The organism is Corynebacterium drakensteinense (assembly GCF_041224285.1).
Classification (GTDB): domain Bacteria; phylum Actinomycetota; class Actinomycetes; order Mycobacteriales; family Mycobacteriaceae; genus Corynebacterium.
This window is the reverse complement of sequence record NZ_JAXOFP010000010.1, coordinates 1-21,739: the sequence shown is the minus strand read 5'-3', so window position 1 is coordinate 21,739 and position 21,739 is coordinate 1. Positions and strand designations below refer to the sequence as shown.

Annotated in this window: 14 protein-coding genes and 1 pseudogene; 6 read left to right on the top strand and 9 right to left on the bottom strand. The window is 55.7% G+C overall.

Annotation, left to right across the window (positions count from 1 at the left end; genetic code table 11):
* The first annotated feature begins 2 nt into the window (after positions 1–2).
* On the top strand, positions 3–374 hold the full coding sequence (locus U1140_RS06995) for a hypothetical protein (protein WP_369846814.1): 372 nt from the start codon (positions 3–5) through the stop codon (positions 372–374).
* Positions 375–1,232: 858 nt separating this feature from the next.
* On the opposite strand, the gene U1140_RS06990 is transcribed toward U1140_RS06995, so the two are convergent.
* Positions 1,233–1,382 carry a hypothetical protein gene (locus U1140_RS06990; protein ID WP_239211660.1) on the bottom strand — a complete coding sequence of 50 codons (150 nt, stop codon included), beginning with the start codon at positions 1,380–1,382 and terminating at the stop codon, positions 1,233–1,235.
* A gap of 322 nt (positions 1,383–1,704) precedes the next feature.
* Between U1140_RS06990 and U1140_RS06985 the strand changes: the two genes are divergently transcribed.
* Positions 1,705–2,067 carry a hypothetical protein gene (locus U1140_RS06985; RefSeq protein WP_249606471.1) on the top strand — a complete coding sequence of 121 codons (363 nt, stop codon included), beginning with the start codon at positions 1,705–1,707 and terminating at the stop codon, positions 2,065–2,067.
* Positions 2,068–2,218: 151 nt separating this feature from the next.
* Here U1140_RS06985 and U1140_RS06980 read toward each other — a convergent pair whose 3' ends face one another.
* The gene (locus U1140_RS06980; RefSeq protein WP_369846813.1) at positions 2,219–2,932 is read right to left on the bottom strand and encodes a hypothetical protein; all 714 of its coding nucleotides are present in this window, start codon (positions 2,930–2,932) and stop codon (positions 2,219–2,221) included.
* A 633-nt stretch (positions 2,933–3,565) separates the two neighbouring features.
* Between U1140_RS06980 and U1140_RS06975 the strand changes: the two genes are divergently transcribed.
* Both U1140_RS06975 and U1140_RS06970 read left to right on the top strand, forming a co-directional pair.
* The gene (locus U1140_RS06975; RefSeq protein ID WP_369846812.1) at positions 3,566–4,030 is read left to right on the top strand and encodes a hypothetical protein; all 465 of its coding nucleotides are present in this window, start codon (positions 3,566–3,568) and stop codon (positions 4,028–4,030) included.
* Positions 4,027–5,043 (top strand): iron-siderophore ABC transporter substrate-binding protein, encoded by a 1,017-nt coding sequence (locus U1140_RS06970; protein ID WP_369846811.1) that lies wholly within the window; start codon positions 4,027–4,029, stop codon positions 5,041–5,043. Before U1140_RS06975 ends, U1140_RS06970 begins: the two co-directional genes overlap by 4 nt.
* Before the next feature lie 1,440 nt (positions 5,044–6,483).
* Here U1140_RS06970 and U1140_RS06965 read toward each other — a convergent pair.
* Both U1140_RS06965 and U1140_RS06960 read right to left on the bottom strand, forming a co-directional pair.
* The gene (locus U1140_RS06965; RefSeq protein ID WP_369846894.1) at positions 6,484–10,725 is read right to left on the bottom strand and encodes a type ISP restriction/modification enzyme; all 4,242 of its coding nucleotides are present in this window, start codon (positions 10,723–10,725) and stop codon (positions 6,484–6,486) included.
* 107 nt (positions 10,726–10,832) lie between these two features.
* A pseudogene (locus tag U1140_RS06960) lies at positions 10,833–11,348 on the bottom strand (restriction endonuclease); the annotation flags it as partial.
* Between the two features lie 177 nt (positions 11,349–11,525).
* Between U1140_RS06960 and U1140_RS06955 the strand changes: the two are divergent.
* Both U1140_RS06955 and polA read left to right on the top strand, forming a co-directional pair.
* Entirely contained in the window at positions 11,526–11,912 is a 387-nt protein-coding gene (locus U1140_RS06955; RefSeq protein WP_369846810.1) for a hypothetical protein, read from the top strand.
* Between the two features lie 21 nt (positions 11,913–11,933).
* Entirely contained in the window at positions 11,934–14,558 is a 2,625-nt protein-coding gene (gene polA, locus U1140_RS06950; protein ID WP_369846809.1) for a DNA polymerase I, read from the top strand.
* Positions 14,559–14,592: 34 nt separating this feature from the next.
* Here polA and U1140_RS06945 read toward each other — a convergent pair whose 3' ends face one another.
* From U1140_RS06945 to U1140_RS06925, 5 genes are all read right to left on the bottom strand, one after another.
* Positions 14,593–16,236 (bottom strand): SIP domain-containing protein, encoded by a 1,644-nt coding sequence (locus U1140_RS06945; RefSeq protein ID WP_369846808.1) that lies wholly within the window; start codon positions 16,234–16,236, stop codon positions 14,593–14,595.
* A gap of 16 nt (positions 16,237–16,252) precedes the next feature.
* Positions 16,253–17,950: an ABC transporter ATP-binding protein gene (locus tag U1140_RS06940; RefSeq protein WP_369846807.1), complete on the bottom strand. Its 1,698-nt coding sequence runs from the start codon at positions 17,948–17,950 to the stop codon at positions 16,253–16,255.
* Entirely contained in the window at positions 17,947–18,903 is a 957-nt protein-coding gene (locus tag U1140_RS06935) for an ABC transporter permease (RefSeq protein WP_369846806.1), read from the bottom strand. The genes U1140_RS06940 and U1140_RS06935 overlap by 4 nt, the downstream gene beginning before the upstream one ends.
* Positions 18,893–19,822 carry an ABC transporter permease gene (locus tag U1140_RS06930; RefSeq protein WP_369846805.1) on the bottom strand — a complete coding sequence of 310 codons (930 nt, stop codon included), beginning with the start codon at positions 19,820–19,822 and terminating at the stop codon, positions 18,893–18,895. Before U1140_RS06930 ends, U1140_RS06935 begins: the two co-directional genes overlap by 11 nt.
* 115 nt (positions 19,823–19,937) lie before the next feature.
* Complete coding sequence (locus U1140_RS06925) at positions 19,938–21,527, bottom strand: peptide ABC transporter substrate-binding protein (protein WP_369846804.1); 1,590 nt, start codon at positions 21,525–21,527, stop codon at positions 19,938–19,940.
* Between the last annotated feature and the right edge of the window lie 212 nt (positions 21,528–21,739).

Here is a 21,739-nt window from a genome sequence, read left to right as displayed (position 1 = left end):
AGATGTCTGATCGGTATAAGGAAATGGGCTTAGAGATGCTGCCGAATAAGCATTACGCAGCATGGTCGCATGAGCCTCGGCCTGGTCTTGCTATGGTGTATCGCACTCGGGATAAGGTTATCCCGGTTATTTGCGATGAAAAGCGGATTTTCACCTGTGATGATTCGCCCGTCGATGCCTCTTATTATGATTGGGATGCTGGGAATAAATTACAAGGGCTGATCATAGATTGTGCGGATAATGATCTTACGGTTGCCCAAGCGCTGGCTGTTGTCCGCGAAGAATGGGGCCAACCCGATATTGAGCTTAGGGTCGATGATGTCAATACCGTTGGCCCTGCGATTCGTGCAGCGTTAGGGATGGGGACTGCTTAATGAGGATCCCGTGCGAGATCTAGCGAAATTACGGACTAGCACTATTTGCGTAGTTGATGGGGAGACCCGGGCCTGTTCGCGTGCCATTGGCGCACCTCGTCCGCGAGCCATAGCCGCGTGCGGCCTAAAATCATGGCGACGTGCTCTGGGGTGCGGTGGTTGGCTGAGTAGTTTCGCCACGCTGCGTAGCTCACTCCAATGTGGTCGGCGCAATCCGCGCCGGTCCACAGTTCTTGGCCAGTGTCCGCGTCAATGATCTTAGGCTGCATGTTCCCGCCATTTCTGGACAAGCTGGACAATCTCAATTGTGAGCATAACCGCAACGGCGGCCATGACTATCCAGAATAGTGGGGTGTTCCCTAGGGTAACTGCGATAAGTATCGCGAGCACGATTAGTGCGCTGGAAATTGTAGACATGATGTCCATGGTGTTCCTTTCTGTGTCGTGGTATTTTGAGGGGGCGCACCCCGGGAGCTGAGTAGTTCTGATATTCAGCTCCCGAGGTGCTTAGCTATCTAGCTCCAGCTTTTTCATCTCAATCCTATGATTTGAGATTACTTTTGCTGCCTCTATCGATAGTCGCCAAGGGGGCGCTCCGAACCAAGCATCGCTGACAACTGGAAAACGGTTGGAGGATAACGCTACCGGCGTAGCTGGGCCGGGGAGCCGGGCCGGTTTGCGTGCCAGTGCTTAATATCCTCGGCAAACCACAATGCGCTACGGCCATCGAGCATGGCCACAGGGTCGGGCGTCCGACCATTTGCGTAGTAATTCGCCCATGTGCGTGTTGTGATGTCGCAGTGTTTGGCGCACTCTACGGCGCGCCAAAGTTCTTTCCCTGTGTCCGCGTCAATGATCTTAGGCTGCACGGTTTTTCCTTTCTAGCCATTGCTCGCGGGTGTCCAGGGCTAAGCACACGGTCGTGGCTGCAAGTGCTGTGGCAGTAGCCCATGCTGGCGCTTTAGTGATAATGAATGATGCACTAATAAGCGCGGTGATGATTGTCATCTCTTGATTTCCTTCTGTATTGTGCGGATGCTTTCTAATCCCACTGGCTGTTTACTTATTCCACTTTAGTGGGTCTGAGGCTTTCCGGCGATGCAGGTGATCTCACGGCGACGTTTTGGGAACGCATGGAAATGGCGTTAGCAGGTCTAGCTGTCGGAGATAGCTTGTGGAGTTTCCGGGACTGGAGGCCAGCCCAGAACGAGTTTGTTCTATCTGGTTTTCGCAGTGCGGAGCTACTTTCTAGCAAGTAAATTGGTAAGGAAGTAGTGGGTGAATGAGTGATATTTTGGCTACGACGTATATGCGGAGGTGATCGGTCGAGATGACTGACCGGTATAAGGAAATGGGCTTGGAAATGCTGCCGAATAAGCATTACGCAGCATGGTCGCATGAGCCGCGTGCCGGAATCGTATGGGTTTACCGTACCTCAGGTAAGGTGATTCCTGTCCTCAGTGACCAAGAAAAGATACTTCTTTGTGCTGATGGAGACGTCGATGCTTCTGATTTTGATTGGGAGCTTGGCGGCGTTCTTCAGGATTTAATTAATGATTGTGCGGATAATGATCTTACGGTGCCTGAAGCATTGGCTGTCATCCGTGAAAAATGGGGCCAACCTGATATTGAAATTCCCGTTGCTGATGTCAATGATGCGAGTCCAGAACTTCGAGCCGTTTTAGGTACATAAGCCTGTTTAGATGCTCGAATCTTTGGCCGCCCCGTTGTTATGGGGTGGTTTGTGCTATCTGGTCGAACGTCGCCCGACGTGTGGGAGCGGCCACGCCTAGCCAAAAAAAATAACGGTGCACCTGAAGAACGGTGCATCGAATTCTGAAATGTCATGCGGCTAGCCGTTTGCTTAACTCGGTTGCGCGCGATTCCACAGCGTCAATCGGCAGATATTGCACTCGCGAAGCATCCCAAATTTCTCGCGCGCGCTTAAAGGTATCAAATTGCCCGTTAGTCTGAGGTTCGTAGTAGAAGGCTACGATGTCTGTATCCTTGCCGATTTCGACTCGGGAATTTGCAAATTCTAGCTGTGAACTCGTGTTTTGCATTTTTTCGATTTTTAGTGACCAGGCTTCCACATTTGCGAAACCAGCATTCGGATTCGCAGTCGCGAAGTTGAATGCTTCGTTGAGTTCAAGCACTGTGTCTTCTTTCACGACTGCACAGTTTGGGTCCAATTGATATTTCGCAATGATAAGAGTCGAGTCAGTTTTTATTGCAGTGCGAACAAGTGGCTGATTTTGATAAGCCTTTTTGATTTTAACCCGCAGATTGCGCACATCATTTGCTGGTTGGTTCCTTGCAGGGGGTTCTATTAGCTGGCTGAACAAGAGAGCGCACGCCTCTGCCAGGGAGGCCGCGTGCATGAACTTCGCAGCATCAACGCGCAATAGATTGTTCCAGTGATCGACACACCAACCAAGGTAATCGTTAAGCGTCTCGGTGCCCTCGATGTCTAACGCGTGGTTTGCATCTTGTAGTTGTTTGAGCTGTGTTTCCAGGTTTTTCCGTGCGGTTTTGACGGCACCTTGTACTGCTCCCATTCCGCTGTGGTCATCGAGAAATTGCCATTCTGATTCGCCAGTGGATACGCATTGGACGATCACCCCATATCCGAGGGACGTAATCGCTAATGGTGAGGGGACTATGCGGACAGTCCAATATCTGAATTGCATTGTCACTTCCTCCCATTGGGTATTGCGGTATCACTCTAGTCTTGACAGTGTAAAAGGTTTTCGGGCGAGTATGTAATTTACTAGGTTAGATACTTCATTCTTATCGACGGCCAATTCTGTAGGGTCGTACCCCCGTGGCGTTCGAACGAGTCGAACCAGGACTATCTGGCTGCTGTTGATGATCGCCGTAATCTCGGTGGCCAGTGTGCTGGCGAATGCTTGAGAGGCGCACTCCTCGCTGCGGTCACTGTGGCGTGCGGTGCAGCGTCTGTCGAATATATTCCGGTCGATGGATAGGCATGCCCCAGGATGCGAACATCGATGGTGGGTATCGATGCGGTGAGCTCGACGTCCGAACGGTAGGGGTCCGTGAAGACGAGGGCAGCCGCGTCCGTGCGCACCGAGATTCGGTGAAAGGTGGTTACGTCCGGGGAGCCTGGCATGAAAGTGCGCCACTCTCACCATTGACTATATAGGTAAACATAAGCTAACATTCGCTGCATGCGGGTTGCTGTTTTCGGCTATCAGTCGTGGGGGCACCGGACGTTGTCCGCGGTCATCAGTACTGTTCATCAAGCAGTTTTGGTAGTCGCGCACCCCGCCAGCGATCACTTTTATGAGCAAATGTGGGCAGACTCCGTTGAGGAGCTAGCCAGCGAACATGTGCTCCAGGCGTGCGGCACTGAGCGCGTGGGGCAAGACGTCATTGACGGGTTGCGCGATGCTGGACCAGAATTACTTCGAATTCCGAGGTCAGCGCGTCCGCGTGCTTTCCGCGCATGTCTCGCAAGGCCGCTTCGGCGGAACCCCGGCCGAGTCAGCATCCCTTACGAGGGAGGAATTGCGGTGGTCTGTGGGTCGCCCCGTGCCAACGTGCCGGCGCCGGCGATTGTTCTGGCACGTGTGCGTCTCGACGACAACTCGAAACTGCCCGAGACCGAAACCAATAACAACGGAGAAAAATGACACTTAAGAAGATTCTCGTTAGCACCGCTGCTGTGCTGACCTTGGGCGTAGCACTGACCGCGTGCTCGACTGATGACCAGTCCGGAAACTCCGGGGATTCCCAGGCAGTTAATGCCGAGCAGGGCGCATTCCCCACCACCATCGAGCACCGCTACGGCTCGACCGAAATCAAGGATGCCCCACAGCGTGTGGTCTCCTTGGGCTACACGGATCAGGACGCACTGCTGGCACTGGGAGTTACTCCTGTCTCCGTGAACTACTGGGACGGAATGACCCCGGATGGTCAGGCTGCGGGCAATTGGTCCAATGACAAGATCGAGGGCGAGACTCCTCGGATCGACAAACACGCAGAGGTTAATGCGGAAGCTATCGCTAAGGACAAGCCAGACCTCATCGTGGCCGTTTACTCGGATATCGATGAAGACACGTACAAGAAGCTGTCTGAGATCGCCCCTGTCGTCGTACAAAAGGGCGAATACGAAGAACTACAGCAACCATGGGACGTGACCACGGAAGAGATCGGGCAGGCCGTGGGCAAGCCTGAAGAGGCGAAGCGCCAGGTGGAGCAGGTTAAGGAGAAGTTCGCAGAGCTCAAGGCCCGCCACCCAGAGTGGGCAGAGAAGGAACTTGGTGTAGCCACTATCTCTGACGGTAGTTTGGCGGTCTTTGCCGAGGGTGATCCGCGCAGCCGCTTCTTCACCGAGCTGGGATTCAAGATCAACCCGGCCTACGCGGGCATCACCAAGGACAAGTTCTACGGCGAGGTCTCCAAGGAAAACGCAGCCAAGATCAATTCCGACGTATTGGTGTGGGATCAGCTGTCTTACTCTCCGACGCAGAGCAAGGCTTCTGTGATCGAGGATCCGATCGTGGGCGAGCTGCCTGCGGTGAAGGACGGACGCAGTGTTTATCTGGAGGGCGACTTGGAAAAGGCCTTCGGGTGGCAGACCGTGCTGAGCCTGAACTATTTGCTGGACAAGATCGAGCAGCCGTTGGCAGACGCCACGAAGTAGTCTGAATCAACTTCTGAGCCGCCCCGCGTGAAAGTGCCGGGGCAGTTTTGCTCTCGTTGAAAGCTCTTAAATTCGACGACAGGTCATGCGGAAAATCTCTCCAAGATTTCGTCCGAATGCCCTTTCGCGGGGCTCCGTCGAGTTGAGACGTCGAAACATGCCGAATCTCCAGTCCCAGTGGTCCGAGTTACGGGGAAGTGCCCCCTTCAGTCATCCATCCTGCGGTACAGCAGACCGTTGAAGTGAACACGGGTACGGGCGAGGAGAGAGGTTTCTACTTTTCAATTAGACCGCAACTTTCAGCCCATCGAGCAGCATGCGATAAACTGCGTCAAGAGCGGTAGCGGTAACCGTCAAAAATGTTCCTTCGAAGACGACGGTGGCGGAAGATATTTGCTGACCTATAGGGGAGACGAGCCAAGTCTAGTTACAGTACAGTTTTCTGAAGGTTCCAGCAGTAAAGAAAACTTCGGTTTATATAAGTCGACGTGGCTTCTATAAGTGGCCAACTACAGAACGATACTAGTTAGATGCAGACATACAATAGATACGATTCATTTGGGGAACCAAAATGGGATTTTCAAAGCTCTGTAGAGGTCCCATTCCCAGATATATTCCCTTACGATATTAATGACGGTGGTTGCCTCGCTACGCTTAGTCGGAACTACTCGTATGCAGTAGAAGTGCGGATGGAGTCCTCCATTTTTCCACCGTTGGGTGATAATAGAGCCTGTACATGGCGGGAAGTGGGAATGGCACTTAAGCGACCAGTTCTCCCTGCTCGCTCTTTCCGAAATGCTTTCGGAAAAATGAGCGAAACTCAATTCAAGTCTGAGATAGCAAACAAGGTGTCATGGCCCTTCGATACGAACCTAAGCCTCTTATGGTATCCGCTTCGCGCCGAACTTGGAAGGCCTGAATATTGCTGGTACCTCCCGGAAGGCTATGAGATAGGCGACTGCGAAGAACGAGAATTAAACGGATGGCATTACGTTGCTGGCTCACTAATCGAGGAGACGCACAATGATGCTGAAGGTGTCGTTATGGCTACCGCAGCATGGCATTCAGATTTGTGGCTTATGTTTTTAAATACTTGCAACTCGCGGGTCATTGTTACCTTAAACAACCGCGATCAGGCGCGTCGAATACTAGAGAATAATGTCATTGAAACGTATTTACTCTGGGGGAATTGCTAACACTCCCATAAAACTATTCGGAATAGTACTGCAGGCCCATCCGCCACGCGGTGGGCAATTATATCAATGCCCCGTGTCAGTCTGGCCGTTGTTATAGCGCCAATCAGACCAGCGGCACAACTCAGTATGCGTAGCAGGAACTTGTTCACTCAACATGTTCACCTGATTCTTTTTTCGATTCCTTGTTGGACTAAGTGTTTAGGGCAGCAGTTGGTGATTGGTGGTGGAGAGGACTCCGTGGATACTAGTTTTCCAACCCATCAACAATCCGCACGGTTTCCATTGCCACGCGAGTGACCTTGCCAATCAGGTCCACGATGCAGCGCGGATTGCCAACTTCATCGGCCCAATCATTCGGGTCATTTACAATCCCTGAAGCCTTGTCCTTCTTCACCTGGTACCGGTCAATCAACCACGCCACTGCCGAGCGCGAACCCAACATGTACTGATCCGCCTCGGCCGGAATACCGGAGATGGTCACCTGCTTGTTGTATATCAACTTCGTCACATCGTTGACGTTCTTGCCCGTTTCCGGGTCCTTGCGTTTGGCCCACTTCATCTTCTGCACGCGCCACGTCTCGCGGTTGGACTCATCACCCTTGACCTGAATATCTAACGGCCAGGGTTCCACGGACTCATAATCCACGTGCAACGCCACAAGTTCTTTGCCAGCGGCAGCAAACTTATCGAACTCCGCACGCGAACTTGGTGTTTCAATATGCGGCAGCATCTTCTTCAAATCTGCCGCATACTGCGTGCGATAACCCGGATCATGCAACTTTCCATACACAAAGTGGAAGATGTCATCACCCGAGACATCACCGCCCAACGCATCCCGATAAATCTGCTTAATCTCATCCGTGATGTTGTCTACGCGTACATACCCGTCAACAACCTCACCGACCTGACCATAGACACTGGCTTCGCCCTGCTTGACGACGTTCCCCTCACCAAACAGGCCACCGTCCTCAGCATCGACTGGAGACCAGGTGAAACGGGAGAAGAATTGACCTGTATCCAAGGTATGCAAATTAGGTAATAAATCCGATGCAAATAAACTGAAATCATAATGAGACGATGAGCCAGTTACGACAAAACCGATATTGGAGTGCTCTGGGGTCGGGAACATTGAGGGTAATTGGTACTGCCTATCATTGAGTGACGGCTCCATATATCCGCGCATAGGGCTAAATGGCCGATAACAAGACTTATAAATCCGAGATTTTTTGACCTTGACAGGACTATTTTTGGATGCGAGTCGTTTGAGAATCTCTGTCCATGATATTCGTCTTGCATCCGCAAACCGTGAATAGCCTTTTAAGAATCCCGTGACGTCTGATGGATGTGGATTACTTATATTTTCATGGGAGAACCACTTCTGTAACTCTGCAACGGCCTCTGCATACGTTTCCGTCAGTCGACCTAGTTGTTCAGTCAATTGCTTTTCAGTCTGCGCATATGCCCAGGAATCACGCCCGGTTTTTAATCCAGCAGAAAATGTTGTGAAAAACTTTGTCGAGTTCCCCTTCTTTTCACCAATAACCGGCCACGTCTCGAATTCTTCAGAGCGTTGGTTTAGCCAATCGCCTTCTTTGTTCGGCTCGATAGTTTTCCAAATAAGGTTTTCGATTGATGCGCTTGTAATTGCGCTTATCTTGTCCGCCTTAGAGGAATAGTCTGGTAATTCGGCATAGTGCAAGTCAAAGGATTGCTTCGACTCATCCTTGACTCCTATAGCAATGGAAACCCCAACCCGGATGTCAAAGACATTGCCGCCTTCACGTTTGGCGTGTTCCCCCGCCATACGCGAATTTCCACGAAGATTGAAAACGTAGAGATCTGTGAAGTCTTCAGCCATCGACAAGCGCACGCCGTCACCCGTATTGCCGTCGATCCAGCCGCCGTTCGAGACGAATGCAACTACGCCTTGGTCGCCGATGCGGTCGGTAGCCCATCGGAAAGCGCGCAGGTAGGAGTCGTAAAGCGAGTTTTTATTGGTGGCCGTGGACTTGGCCGCGTAGGTGTCCGCGATTCGCTTATCCAGGCTGGGATACTTCTGGTTAGCGTTGAGGTCATTCGCGGACTTTTGGCCCGCGGAGTACGGCGGGTTACCAATGACCACGTTGATGGGTGCATTCTTTTGTCGCTCGATGGTGGCGTTGTTTTCGCGGAAGATGTTGAGATCTGGAATATCGCCGTCTTCGTGGATTTGGAAGGTATCGGCAAGCGCGATATTCGTAAACGGCACGTAGTCCGGTGCTGGTTCACCGTTGCGCTGCGCGGCTTCCTCACGCAGGACGTTGTAGGTGGTCTCGATATTGACGGCGGAGACGTAGTACGCCAGCAGCATGATCTCGGTGGCAAACAGCTCTTTGGCATATTTGCGTGCCATATCTTCTGGTTTGATCAGCCCAGACTGCAACAAGCACACCATAAACGTCGAGGTCCCAGCAAAGGGGTCGAGTATGCTCACGCCCTCATCGCTGAGCCCCTTGCCAAAGTGTTTTTGGGAGACCTCATCGGCAGCACGCAGGATAAAGTCCACGATTTCCACCGGGGTGTAGACAATGCCCAGGGCTTCTGCTTGTCTCTTGAAGGCCTTACGGAAGAAGCGCTCGTAAAGATCTTTGATCACCTGCTGCTTACCCGAAGCAGAGGTCACCTCAGAAGCACGAACACGCACGGACTCGTAGAATTTCTCCAGCGATTCCGTTTCACTGTCCAGGTGTGCGTCCTGCAGCGCATCCGTCATACGCTGCATTACCTGGGCCACCGGGTTGTTCTCAATGAAGTCGTGGTTGTCGAACAAGGCGTTGAACACCGGGGCAGTGATCAAGTGCTGCGAAAGCATAGAGATGGCGTCGGCCTCACCAATCCCGTCGTTCAAGTTATTACGCAGGCCATCGACGAAGTCATCGAATTCAGCGCGCAAGTGCTTGTCCGCGCCGTCGACAAGCTTAGTAATGCGGGTGACCTGGTTTTCGGCAATCTTGGCGACGTCATCGGCCCAGTCTTCCCAATACGTGCGCGAACCAACCTTATCCACCAACTTGGTGTAGATGGCTTCCTGCCACCGCTCCAAAGAAAACAGTGCGATCTGCTTCGCTGTGTCTTCGTCAGTGGGATTATCGGTCGGGGAGGGAGCAGGATCGACGATCGGCTTTTTAGGTTTCACAACTGGGTCCACGACAACTGGCAGCTCGTCTGGGTTGCCTTCGTTCAACGCGATGGAGTTGATCTTCGCATTGAAGCGATCATCGTGGGCACGCAGCGCGTTTAGGATCTGCCACACCACCTTGAAACGCGTGTTATCGTTGAGCGCCTGCGACGGGCTCACCCCAGGAGGCACTGCGACCGGCAAGATAATATAGCCGTAGTCTTTGCCCTCTGCTTTACGCATCACGCGGCCGACAGACTGCACCACATCCACCATGGAGTTACGCGGTTGGAAGAAGATCACCGAATCCAACCCCGGCACATCCACGCCTTCCGACAGGCAACGGGCGTTGGTCAAAACCCGGGATTCCGTTGGGGCAATATCCGCTTCCAGCCAGTTGATCCGCGAAGAACGCTGCATCGCATTCATGGTGCCGTCGACATGCTGGGCGGCCACAGCCACATCCGTGTTGTGTAGGCTGATATCTTCCAACGCGGCGTGCTCGTGCAGCGATTCCTGGTGTGCGGCCACCAGGGCAGGGAAGGAATCTGCGATCTGTTTGGAATGCTTGATGTCTTTCGCGAAAGCCACTGTGCGCTGCATCGGCTTGGCATTAACCTCGAAGCCGTCCTTGGTGCCCTGCAACTTGCCGGAGCGTTTCGCCAGCGCATTCCACGCGCCGATGATCGCCGAAGCCGTCGTGAGGTTCACCAATTGCCCTGGGCTGTTGGCAAGTGCCTCTGCGGCGACGTCTTCGTCGACAGTCATCACCAACACCTTGTAATCGGTAAGCAACCCGCGCTCGACGGCCTCGCCGAACCCCAGGCGGTGGAATTCCGGGCCGTAGGTGCCTTCATCATCCATCGAGGCGAGCTCCGCCGAGTGGTCTGCGGCTTTGTCTTTGACGTCGTCGTCGAAAAGCTTCGGGGTTGCCGTCATATACAGGCGCTTGTCGGCCCTGAGGTAGTCGGCGTCGTGGATGCGCACGAAATTCGAGGCATCCTCGCCAGCCAGCGTCACACCCGTGGTGCGGTGGGCTTCGTCGCAAATGGCCAGGTCGAAATCATCGAGGCCGTGCTGCTGCGCGTCGTGGACGGTGGGTAGCGACTGATAGGTGGAAAACACCACGTGCAGGCCGGCAGAGTGCTTGCCGGTATTGAATACTTCCGCTAGGCGCTTACCATTTGTAGATACCGGAACTTCTAGATCATACGGCGCGATATCCTCGGCGCCTTTGCCCACCTTGGTATCCGAGCACACCGCGAAGCTGCGCATGTCCACCGTGGCCTGCGCAGTCCACTCACGCAGGGTTTGTGAGAGTAGCGCGATAGACGGAACCAGGAATAAAACCCGGGCTTTACCCCCCCGTTTTCGCGGGCGAACTGTTCAGCCAGGCGCAGCGACGTAAACGTCTTGCCCGTACCACAGGCCATGATCAGCTTGCCGCGATCATGAGTAGCAAAACCAGCCAGGGCTTTTTCGATAGCCTCAGATTGGTGTTTACGCGGCTGGAAAGCTTCCTTACGCTCCAGTTTCACTTGGATTTCTGAGCCAGGGAATGCCACATCCCAGTTCACCGGAGCAGAAGCAATATCTGCGATACCAATACGGCTGGTTTCAATGATTTGGTTCGCCAGTGCGGCCTCGGCATTAGACGACCACTTATCCGTCGTCGAGATGATATAGCGGTGCGAGAAATGTTCCCGGCCGTTTTCCGTCACGAAAGACTTACCGGAAGCCTCAAAGAAGGAATCAATGTGGCCTTTTTGAATGCTGGTGGTCGGCTTATAAAACTTCGCCTGGATGGCCACCCAACTATCATCAGCTACGCGGTGGGCGACCATATCAATGCCGGTATCGACGCGCCCACCGTTATAGCGCCAATCAGACCAGCGGCAGACCTCATCGAACTGCTCGGCCAGCGATGGTGTGGTGCGGAAGAAGTTCACCATGAGTTTTTCGAAGGCAATACCGTACTTGCCCTGCGGTTGATTCGCACGTAGCTGGTCCAGAACTTCTTCAAACGTAGCCATGCACCGATTATGCCTTACCAACTTCGCTTCGCCTCCACGGGCTAAAGAAACGCCACATGCCACAACGACGCGCACCAGCGCTCTAGACTTGCTCATATGTCACAAAGCCCCAGACTTCATCCCTACCGCGTGAACCTGGACTGGCTCTGGGGTATACCACCCGGTAATGACGGCACCCCAGCTACCGTGCGCGCAGTCGTTACCGGGGGAGAGGCCTGCGTATTAGCCCAAGCCTGGCTGGAAAGCCTCTCAGCCGACGAAGACGGCAACCGCGGCGAAGGCGGCTGGGGAGCACAGCTAGTACACGTCGACGAGAACTCGCGCCGGGCCATCCTGGCGATCACCTCCGCCGGAGAAGACGTTGCCGACGGCATCGAAGACGGTACCGATAACCTGTACTGCTTCCTCGCCGAACGGGTACGCGCTGCGCTGAACCCTGAACTGAGCGTGGAATGGCAGGAGGGTGACCGTCGGCACGCGTAACAGGCGGCTAAAGTGTAGGGCATGAAACGCCTCTTGCTCATCGACGGACACTCCATGGCTTTCCGTGCTTTTTACGCACTCCCGGCAGAAAATTTCTCCACCGGCGGCGGCCAGCACACCAACGCGGTCTACGGATTCCTCACCATGCTCACCGGCATCGTCGGCGATGAAAAACCCGACCACATCGCAGTGGCCTTCGACGTCGGACGCAAGACCTTCCGCACCGAAAAATTCCCGGATTACAAAGCCCAGCGCGCGGCCACGCCAGAAGAATTCAAGGGCCAAGTCGAACTCATCCGCGAAGTCATCGAAGCACTCGGCATCACCACGCTTTCAGTCGAAAACTACGAGGCCGACGACATCCTCGCCACCCTGGCCACCGCGGCCGGGGCACAGTCCGGCGAATACGAAACCCTGATCGTTACCGGCGACCGCGACTACCTCCAGTTGGTCAACGACACCACTACCGTGCTGTACCCCATGCGCGGGGTATCCAAGCTGCACCGTTTCACCCCGGATGCCGTAGAAGAAAAATACGGCTTAAGCCCGCAGCAATACCCGGACTTCGCAGCCCTACGCGGCGACCCATCCGACAACCTGCCCAACATCCCCGGCGTCGGCGAAAAAACCGCACAAAAATGGATCAAACAATACGGCAGCCTCGACGAGCTGATCGCACACGCCGACGACATCAAAGGCAAAGCCGGCAACAGCTTCTGCGAACGCATCGAACAAGTGCGCCTCAACCGTGAACTCACGCAAATGATCACCGATATGCAACTTTCGCACAGCCCGGATGATCTTTCTTTTGCCGACGTCGACGCCAACCAAGTGGCCGCCCATTTCGACGACCTCGAATTTGGCCCCAACCTGCGCGACCGCGTACTCGGCGTATTTGGCGCTGAAGCCGAGATAGACGACACCCCCGAATTACCCGCGATCACACACGACGAAGCCAGACTCACCGACTGGCTCGCCGAGCACACCGAAGGCGTCGCCATGTTCGTCGACGGCAACGGCGCGCCGGGCCAGGGTGATGCCACGGCGATCGCGTTCGTCGATACGAACCGGCAAGGCATCACGGTGGTGTTGGAAGATCTTTCCGCCGACGAAGACAAAGCCTTGGCAGAGTGGCTTGCCGACGACGGCGCCAGCAAATATTTGCACGAGGCCAAAGCGGCCTTCCACATGCTGGCAGGCCGTGGCTACCAGCTGCGCGGCATCAGCCACGACACTGCGATTGCCGCCTACCTGCTGCGGCCGGGCCAGCGCGGCTATGACCTGGCCGATGTGTACCAGCGTCACCTGCAAAAAACCCTGCCGAGCGGGGAGAGCGAGACCCAGCAGCTGTTAGAAAAAGCAGGCGCGATCCTGGAACTGGCCGAGCTGCTCACCGCCGAGCTGCTGAAAATCGAAAGCTTCGAGCTCTACCGTGACCTGGAGCTGCCGCTAGTGCAGATCCTCGGAACTATGGAAGCCACCGGCATTGCCGTCGATCGTGACGTGTTGGATGAGCAAGCCGAGACCTTCGCCGAGATGGTGCGCGAAGAACAAGACGCCGCCCGCGAGCTGGCCGGTGATGATGAGCTGAATCTGAATTCGCCGAAGCAGCTGCAGAAGGTCTTGTTCGAAACGCTGGATCTGCCGAAGACGAAGAAAACCAAAACCGGATATTCCACCGCCGCCGGTGAGATCGAAGCCTTGGCCGCGAAGCACCCGCACCCATTCTTGGACCGGCTGCTGGCCCACCGCGAATACCAGAAGATGAAAACCACCCTGGAAGGCTTGTCCAAAACCGTGCAAGGCGACGGGCGCATCCACACCAGCTTCCACCAAACGGTGGCCTCGACCGGCCGGTTGAGCTCGTCAGACCCGAACCTGCAAAACATCCCGGTGCGCACCGAGGCCGGACGCAAGATCCGCTCGGCCTTCCAGGTCAGTGAAGGTTTTGAAACTCTGCTCAGCGCAGACTACTCGCAGATCGAAATGCGCGTGATGGCACACCTTTCTGGCGATCCGGGGCTGATCCAGGCCTACCAAGAAGGCGAAGACCTGCACAATTACGTCGGCTCGCGCGTGTTCGACGTGCCGGTGGAAGAAGTCACCCCGGAGCTGCGCCGCCGAGTCAAAGCGATGTCCTACGGCTTGGTCTACGGGCTGTCCGCCTACGGGCTTTCGCAGCAGCTGAATATCCCGCCGGGTGAAGCGAAAAAGATCATGGAAAACTACTTCGCCCGCTTCGGTGGGGTGAAGCAGTACCTGGATGAGGTCGTCGACAAGGCCCGCCACGATGGTTTTACCTCCACGGTGTTTGGGCGCCGGCGTTATTTGCCGGAGCTGAACTCGGATAACCGGGTCGCCCGCGAAAACGCCGAACGGGCCGCGCTGAACGCGCCGATCCAGGGAACCGCCGCGGACATCATCAAGGTGGCGATGATTCGCGTCGACGACGCGCTGCGTGAGGCCAAATTGCGCTCGCGGGTGCTGTTGCAGGTGCACGACGAGCTGGTCGTGGAAATCGCCGACGGCGAGTTGGAACAGGTGCGTGAGCTGGTGGAACGCGAGATGGACCAGGCAATTACGCTGACCGTGCCATTGGAAGTTTCCACCGGTTCAGGTACCAACTGGCAAGCCGCCGAGCACTAGGCGGCGCAGCCAGGTGGGTGGAGGCTCGCTGGTTTTAGCCAGCGAACTCGAAGACCCGGTACCCGTTGGCGCCTAGCTGATCGGAGGCGTGCTTGTCGACGCGCGGTGCCGGCAAGCCCGCAGCACCGAAGAGGTAATACAGCTCTTCGACAGAACGCAGGTGGTCGCCGTACAGCGCGAAGTTGATCAGTTCTTGTTCTGCATTGCCCGCAGCACCGGCGTCGCCGGCTGGCCGGCACTGGCACGCAAGCCGCAGCGCGCGCTGTGCATCGCGGGTGTTCTGCTGGTGTTCGCGGTGCAATTGCCGCAGGTATTCGATGGCTGCGGCATCATCACGCTGGGCGAGTGCCGCGGTAATGGCGAGTGTCTGCTCGCTTGCCGGGGCCGGTACAGCGCCTGCAGCCGCTGCAGTGTTAGCCGCAAGGCCGGGGTGGTGGCCGTCGACAAGTGCTTCGTGCAGATGCGCCAGACCAGTGACCACCTCATTCGTGCGCGGGTGATCGGCGCTGAGCTGGTCGATGGTGTTTGCGTCGGCAAGCACGCGGCCAGCAGTGCTCAACTGCCATTGCTGCGCGCTGTTGCGGGCAACCAGATTGTGCGTTTCCAAATACGCCAGCAGTGTGGCCAGGCCAGAAGGTTGGGTGTTCGTGGCAACGGCGAGTTCTTCGGTATCGCGCGGTGCGGTGGCTAGTGCCGTGCCCAGCCCGATGGTCACGGCCGTACGGATGGCGAAAGGTGCGACGAGATCCGCGAGTGCTGCAAAATCGAGTTCTTGCACAGCAGGCGTGGAAGCTGCCTGCACTGCGGCGGGAGTCGGCGTGGCGGCTGGCTCTGTGGCGCTCGTGATCTCAGTTGGCTGCGTGCGGTTAGCGCGGTAGCGGTCTTTCTGCTTACCGGACTTCCAATAGCCACTCAGGTGCATCTGGTCTTTGCGCAGACCTTTTTCATGCTGCAACCAGCGGCGAATCGGCTTCAAGCTTGCGGATTCTCCCGCCACCCACGCGAATGGTTCGCCATCCCACCAATCGGTGCTAGTGATGGCGTCGTAAAGCACATTCGGGTTGTCACGCACCAGCCAGGTGATCTCTACGCCTTCGGGCTGCACTAAATCCTGCCGGTGCGAATCCGCATCCACGGCGATGAAAAATTTGCCGCGCTGCTCAGCCGGCCATTGCTCCAGCCAGCGGCTCATGGCAGGCAGGGCAGTGGCATCACCGGCGGCGAGAATCCAATCTGCACCACTCGGATGCGAAGCGGTGGATTTCGGGCCTGCGATCTGCAAGGTTTGGCCCACCTGCGCCAGGCGTGCCCAGTCGCTGGCAACACCAGAACCGTGTAGCACGAAATCAACGTCGAGCTCGCCACGGGAGGCATCGTAGTTGCGCACGGTATAGGTGCGGCGCGTGCTGCCGGAATTTTTCGACGGCCACGCGATCTTGCCGTCGCGCTGCTCCGGGCCCTGCGGAGTGCGGCCGGGGGTGGTGGAGAAAATTAATTTGATGGAATCGTCGAAATTATCCGAACGAAACGCTGGTACGGGATACCCGTTATCTGCGGTATGTGCGGCGAGCTGCTCGCCGCCCAAGGTCACCCGGCGCATGCCGTCGGTGACATCCTGGACGCGCAGTACCTGCAGATAACGGGTGCTCAGCGAATAAGACTTGCGGTGACGGGCCATACCGCAAGTCTAGCTCTTATTTCATGCCCGAGCCGAGCTTGATGGACAAACCTGGAACCGAGTTAATCAGCTCCTTGGTGTAATCCTGCTGTGGATCGTCGAAAAGCTGCTCTGTTGGGCCGCGCTCCACAATCTGCCCGCTTTTCATCACCACGACGTTATCGGCGGTCTGGCGGACCACCGCGAGATCGTGGGTGATGAACAGGTAGGACAACTGCAGGTTCTGCTGTAGCTCATTGAGCAGCTCGATGACCTGGTTTTGCACCAGGACGTCTAAAGCAGACACGGCTTCGTCGAGCACGATAACTTCTGGTTCCAGCGCCAGAGTGCGTGCAATCGCGATGCGCTGGCGCTGACCACCAGATAGCTCGTTGGGGTAGCGGCGCATAGCGGAGGCTGGCATGGCCACCATATCCAGCAACTCGGCTACACGCTTTTCGCGAGACTTCCGGTTGCCAACCTTATGCAGCACCAGCGGTTCCTCGATGGACTTGTACACCGAATACATCGGATCCAGCGAACCATATGGGTTTTGGAACACAACCTGCAGCTTGCGGCGCAAGCGGAAGATCTCCTTGGCAGACATCTTCTGCACGTTTTCACCCTGATACAAGATCGTGCCCGAGGTAGGTTCCAGCAGGTTCAGCACCATATTTGCCACGGTGGATTTACCAGAACCGGATTCTCCGACCACTGCCAAAGTTTCGCCCTTGTGCAGTGAGAACGAGACATTGTCGACGGCTTTGAACATCTCGCCGCGCTTACCACGCACCGGGAATTCCTTGGTGAGCTCGTCGACGCGGATGATCTCTGAATCCGCGTTCTTGCTCTTCGTCTCTGCTGGTGCCGAGGCCGCTGGGTCTACCTGCGCGGTGGTGTGCGTGCGTTGCGAAGCCATCAAGGGTGCAGCGTTGACCAGGCGCTGGGTGTACGGGTGGTGTGGATCTTCCAGGATCTCGCGCGATGGCCCCGCTTCGACGATGCGTCCGCGGTGCATCACGATCAGGTGTTCGGCGCGCTCTGCCGCCAACCCCAGGTCGTGGGTAACAAATAGCAGGGCAGTGCCGTGCTGATCAGTCAGCGTTTTCAAGTGATCCAGGATCTTCTTCTGCACGGTCACGTCTAACGCGGAGGTCGGCTCGTCGGCAATGAGCAAACGTGGGTTTGCTGCCAGTCCGATACCGATCAATGCCCGCTGACGCATACCACCAGAAAACTCGTGAGGGTACTGGTTCGCGCGCGATTCTGGATCAGGCAAACCGGCTTCCGCCAACAACTCGTTGACGCGCTTTTTCACCTCGGATTTGCCGACGACGTTATTCGCCTTGAGAGATTCCGCGACTTGCGTCCCGATCTTCCATACCGGGTTCAGGTTGGACATGGGATCTTGCGGCACCAAGCCAATTTCGGAGCCGCGCAGCTTCTGGATCTGCTTTTCGCTCATGTCGTTGATGGTCTGGCCGTCGAAGATAATCGATCCGCCGGTGACCGCACCGTTTTCGGGCAGTAAACCAAGAATCGACATCGCGGTGGTGGATTTACCTGATCCCGACTCGCCGACGATCGCGACGGATTCACCCGGATAAATATCGAAGCTGACTCCGCGGACTGCTTCGACGACACCGGTCGATGACTGGAAAGAGATCTTCACGTCGTCCATGCGCAGCAACGGCTGGGCCGCTTGCTCTGTGGAATTCTTCTTCGCAGAACTCATCGTTTCCTCGCTTTCGGGTCTAGGGCGTCGCGGACGACGTCGCCCATGAGGATGAAGCTCAGCACGGTAATTACCAGTGCACCAGCCGGGTAGAACAGAATTTCAGGTCGGGTACGCAACGAGCTTTGTGCCGCAGAAATATCGCCACCCCAGCTCACGACCTCTGGCGGCAACCCGATACCCAGGAAGGACAGCGTTGCTTCGGCAACAATGAACACACCAAGTGCGACGGTGCCGTAGACGATGATTGGAGCCGCGGCATTCGGCAGGATGTGTTTGGTCAGAATTGTCCACCGGGAAGCACCCAGCGAGCGGGAAGCGGTGACGAAGTCCTCATTTTTCACGCTCATCACGCTACCGCGGGCAATACGGGCGATATTCGTCCAGCCGAACAGCGAGAGCACGAGAACCACAGACCATAGCGAACGCGATTCGCGGAACATTTGCATGACGACGATGGCAGCCAGCAGCAACGGTACGGCAAAGAAGACGTCGGTGAAGCGGGAGAGCACAGAATCGATCCAGCCGCCAAGGAAACCTGCCGTCGCACCGATGGCGGTGCCGATGAGCATGACCATGGCGGTTGCCAACACACCGACGGCTACCGAAGCGCGAGCTCCGTAAACGGTGCGGGCGTAAATATCGCAGCCTTGGCGGTCAAAACCGAATGGGTGGCCAGAAGTAGGTTCGCCAAGCGAGTTCGACAGCTGGCAAAAGCGTGGGTCTGTCGAGGTAAATAATTGCGGGAAGAGCGCCAATGCAATGGTGAACAAGATCAGCAGTGCAGAGACCCAAAACAGTGGGCGTTTGCGCAAGCTAGCCCAGGCCTCGCCCCATTGGGAGCGTGGTGGACGGTCGTCGTTGACCGCATCGACTGCGCCGAGGCCTTGCTCGTCGGTTTCGGCGACGTAGCGTTCCAGGCGTGGTCGTTGGAAGTAGTTCTTATTTGTCATAGCGAATCCTTGGATCGAGCACGGCGTACATCAGATCAACCAACAGGTTGGCAATGATGTAGACGATGACAAGCACGGTGGTGATGGAGACGACAGTGGCGGGTTCACCGCGGATAATCGCTTGGTACAAGGTGCCACCAATACCGTTGATGCCGAAGATTCCCTCGGTGATGATCGCGCCACCCATCAGAATGCCGAGGTCTGCGCCGATGAAAGTGACCACCGGGATCATGGAGTTACGCAGCACGTGGCGTGTCATCACCGATCCGCCGGAAAGGCCTTTCGCGCGGGCAGTGCGCACGTAGTCGGCGCGCAGGTTTTCCGATACCGACTGGCGGGTCAGACGGATGACATAAGCCAATGACACCGCACCCAAAACCACAGCGGGCATGAGCAGTTCGACGAATGTCTCATTACGGCCAACGGTGACCGGAAGCAGGCCCCATTTCACACCGATGAAGAATTGCATGACGAAACCGATAACGAATGAAGGAATGGCGATCACGAGAAGTGAAAGCACCAGCACTGTGGAGTCAAAGATTCCGCCGCGACGAACACCGGCGATGAATCCAAACAGCACACCGAAGACGGTTTCGAAGATGACTGCCATGACGGTCAGTTTGATCGTTACCGGAAAGGCATTAGCCATAACCGATGAGACGGGTTGACCAGAGAAAGTCATGCCGAAATCAAGGGTGAAGATTCCCTTGAGATAGAGCAGGTATTGCACCAAAAACGGCTTGTCGAGGTTGTATTCTTCCTCGATCCGCTGGCGAGCAATATCACTGAGGCCGCGGTCACCGCCGAGTGCTTCGACGGGATCACCTGGCATCAAGAACACGAGGGCAAAAATCAAGAAGGTGGCTCCGAAAAACACTGGAACCATTTGCAAGACTCGGCGCCCTATGTAATGCAACATAGGTTATTCCTTACTTATGACGGGCGAAATCCGGCCAACCGCAAATCGGGCGGGCCGGATTAACGTTGCCTTAGTTTAACTTAAAGAAGTGCGTGACAACACTTCTTCGTTGTTCTTAAGACTTCGTGATCGCGTAGAAGAGCGGAACGCGGTTCCAAGCGAATTCGACGTTGTCGACAGCCTCAGAGTGTCCTGCGGCTGCGTTGGAGTACCACATTGGGATAGCAGGCAGATCCTTCAGCAAGATCTTCTGGGCTTCGGAGAACAGCTTGGTCGCTTCCTCCACGCTGCTTGCTTGCTGTGCTTCTGTCAGCTTGGCGTCAAATTCGTCGTTAGAATAGTCACCATCGTTGGACGAGCCACCGGTAGCGTACAGTGGCTCCAGGAAGTTACCCAGTGACGGGTAGTCTGCCTGCCAGCCGGAGCGGAAAGCAGTATCGATGTTGCGATTGGTGATGTCATCACGCAGGCCCTTGAAATCTGGGTACGGGTTGCCGATGGCGTCGATTTCCAGGTTGTTCGACAGCTGGTTGGTCAGTGCATCAACCCAAGCCTGGTGGCTGGCATCGGCGTTGTAAGCGATTTCGAAGGTGCCGGTGAATTCGCTGATGTCGTTGGCTTGCTCCCAGAGTTCCTTGGCTTTTTCTGGGTTGAACTCCAAGACGTCGTTGCCTTCCAGGTCTTCTTCATATCCTGGGATGACTGGGGAAGTGAAGTCCTTGGCTGGGGTGACGGTGCCTTGGAAGATGGTCTCGGCGATTTCCTCGCGGTCGAATGCCATCGAGATGGCTTGGCGGCGCAGCTCACCTTCTTCACCTTCGAAGTGTTCCAACTCAGTCGGAATGGTGAAGGACTGGAAAACCGCAGATGGTTGGGTGATAGCACCGTCGCCAAGTTCTTGTTCGTACTGCGTCAGTGCGGATTCTGGAACCGAGTTAATGACGTCGAGGTTGCCGGACAGCAGGTCCGCATAGGCAGCGTCCTCCTGGGTGTAGACGCGCAAGTCAACGCCGTCGTTTTGCGCTTTGCGTGGACCATCGTATTCCTCGTTAGGAACCAACAGCAGGTTTTCGTTGTGGTTCCATTCTTCCAGCGAGTATGGACCATTGCTGATTGGGTTTTCGCCGTAGGCAGCGATGTCATCGAAAGCCGATGGGTGCATCGGCATGAACGGTCCATATCCCAGGCGCTGCTCGAAGTCTGCGGTTGGCTCAGCCAGCTCGATCGTGAAGGTCTTGTCGTCTTCGACAGTCAGACCTTCTAGTGATTCCACACCTGGCTCATAGCCCTTGATTGGGGCGAAGAAAGATTCCTGCAGCAGCGATTCGGAGACGGTGTAGTTCCAGGCGTCGACGAAGTCGTTAGCAGTCACTGGGGTGCCGTCAGCCCAGTTGGCGTCGCGCAAGGTGATCTTGTAGGTGCGATCGCCGTCGAAGTCGATGGTTTCGGCCATGTCATTGTGGCTTTCGCCCTCGGCGTCGTAATAAGTAAGACCAGAGTACAGGAACTGAACGACGGTACCGCCACCGGTTTCGTTGGTGTTGCCTGGGATAAGCGGGTTTTGTGGTTCGATATGACTAGCGAGGACGTAGTTGCTGCCTTCACCGCCGCCAGCGCTGGAACTTCCGGAATCATCGCTGCAGGCTACCAACGTCAACGAGAGTCCAGCTGCTGCTAGGGCTCCGATGGCTTTCGTCATCTTCATAAAGTTCTCCTGTGGTTAACGGATTCAAAAGCTCTACGAGAGTGCGCGCTGCGGCGGTCATTGGTGCAGGGGCCACAAGGCTAAGCAACGCAATCGTCATCACCGAACAAACTCTCGCGGAAGCGTTGCGTAGAGCATAGCAGTGATCGCACTCTCATCGAAATTTTGCTGTGTATCACCTCACCAGTTCGTTAGTCAATGCTAAATTAATC

Coding starts and splice junctions, on each gene's coding strand:
- U1140_RS06995 (WP_369846814.1), top strand. CDS start 3: ATGTCTGATCGGTATAAGGAAATGGGCTTAGAGATGCTGCCGAATAAG.
- U1140_RS06990 (WP_239211660.1), bottom strand. CDS start 1,382: ATGACAATCATCACCGCGCTTATTAGTGCATCATTCATTATCACTAAA.
- U1140_RS06985 (WP_249606471.1), top strand. CDS start 1,705: ATGACTGACCGGTATAAGGAAATGGGCTTGGAAATGCTGCCGAATAAG.
- U1140_RS06980 (WP_369846813.1), bottom strand. CDS start 2,932: ATGGGAGCAGTACAAGGTGCCGTCAAAACCGCACGGAAAAACCTGGAA.
- U1140_RS06975 (WP_369846812.1), top strand. CDS start 3,566: ATGCGGGTTGCTGTTTTCGGCTATCAGTCGTGGGGGCACCGGACGTTG.
- U1140_RS06970 (WP_369846811.1), top strand. CDS start 4,027: ATGACACTTAAGAAGATTCTCGTTAGCACCGCTGCTGTGCTGACCTTG.
- U1140_RS06955 (WP_369846810.1), top strand. CDS start 11,526: ATGTCACAAAGCCCCAGACTTCATCCCTACCGCGTGAACCTGGACTGG.
- polA (WP_369846809.1), top strand. CDS start 11,934: ATGAAACGCCTCTTGCTCATCGACGGACACTCCATGGCTTTCCGTGCT.
- U1140_RS06945 (WP_369846808.1), bottom strand. CDS start 16,236: ATGGCCCGTCACCGCAAGTCTTATTCGCTGAGCACCCGTTATCTGCAG.
- U1140_RS06940 (WP_369846807.1), bottom strand. CDS start 17,950: ATGAGTTCTGCGAAGAAGAATTCCACAGAGCAAGCGGCCCAGCCGTTG.
- U1140_RS06935 (WP_369846806.1), bottom strand. CDS start 18,903: ATGACAAATAAGAACTACTTCCAACGACCACGCCTGGAACGCTACGTC.
- U1140_RS06930 (WP_369846805.1), bottom strand. CDS start 19,822: ATGTTGCATTACATAGGGCGCCGAGTCTTGCAAATGGTTCCAGTGTTT.
- U1140_RS06925 (WP_369846804.1), bottom strand. CDS start 21,527: ATGAAGATGACGAAAGCCATCGGAGCCCTAGCAGCAGCTGGACTCTCG.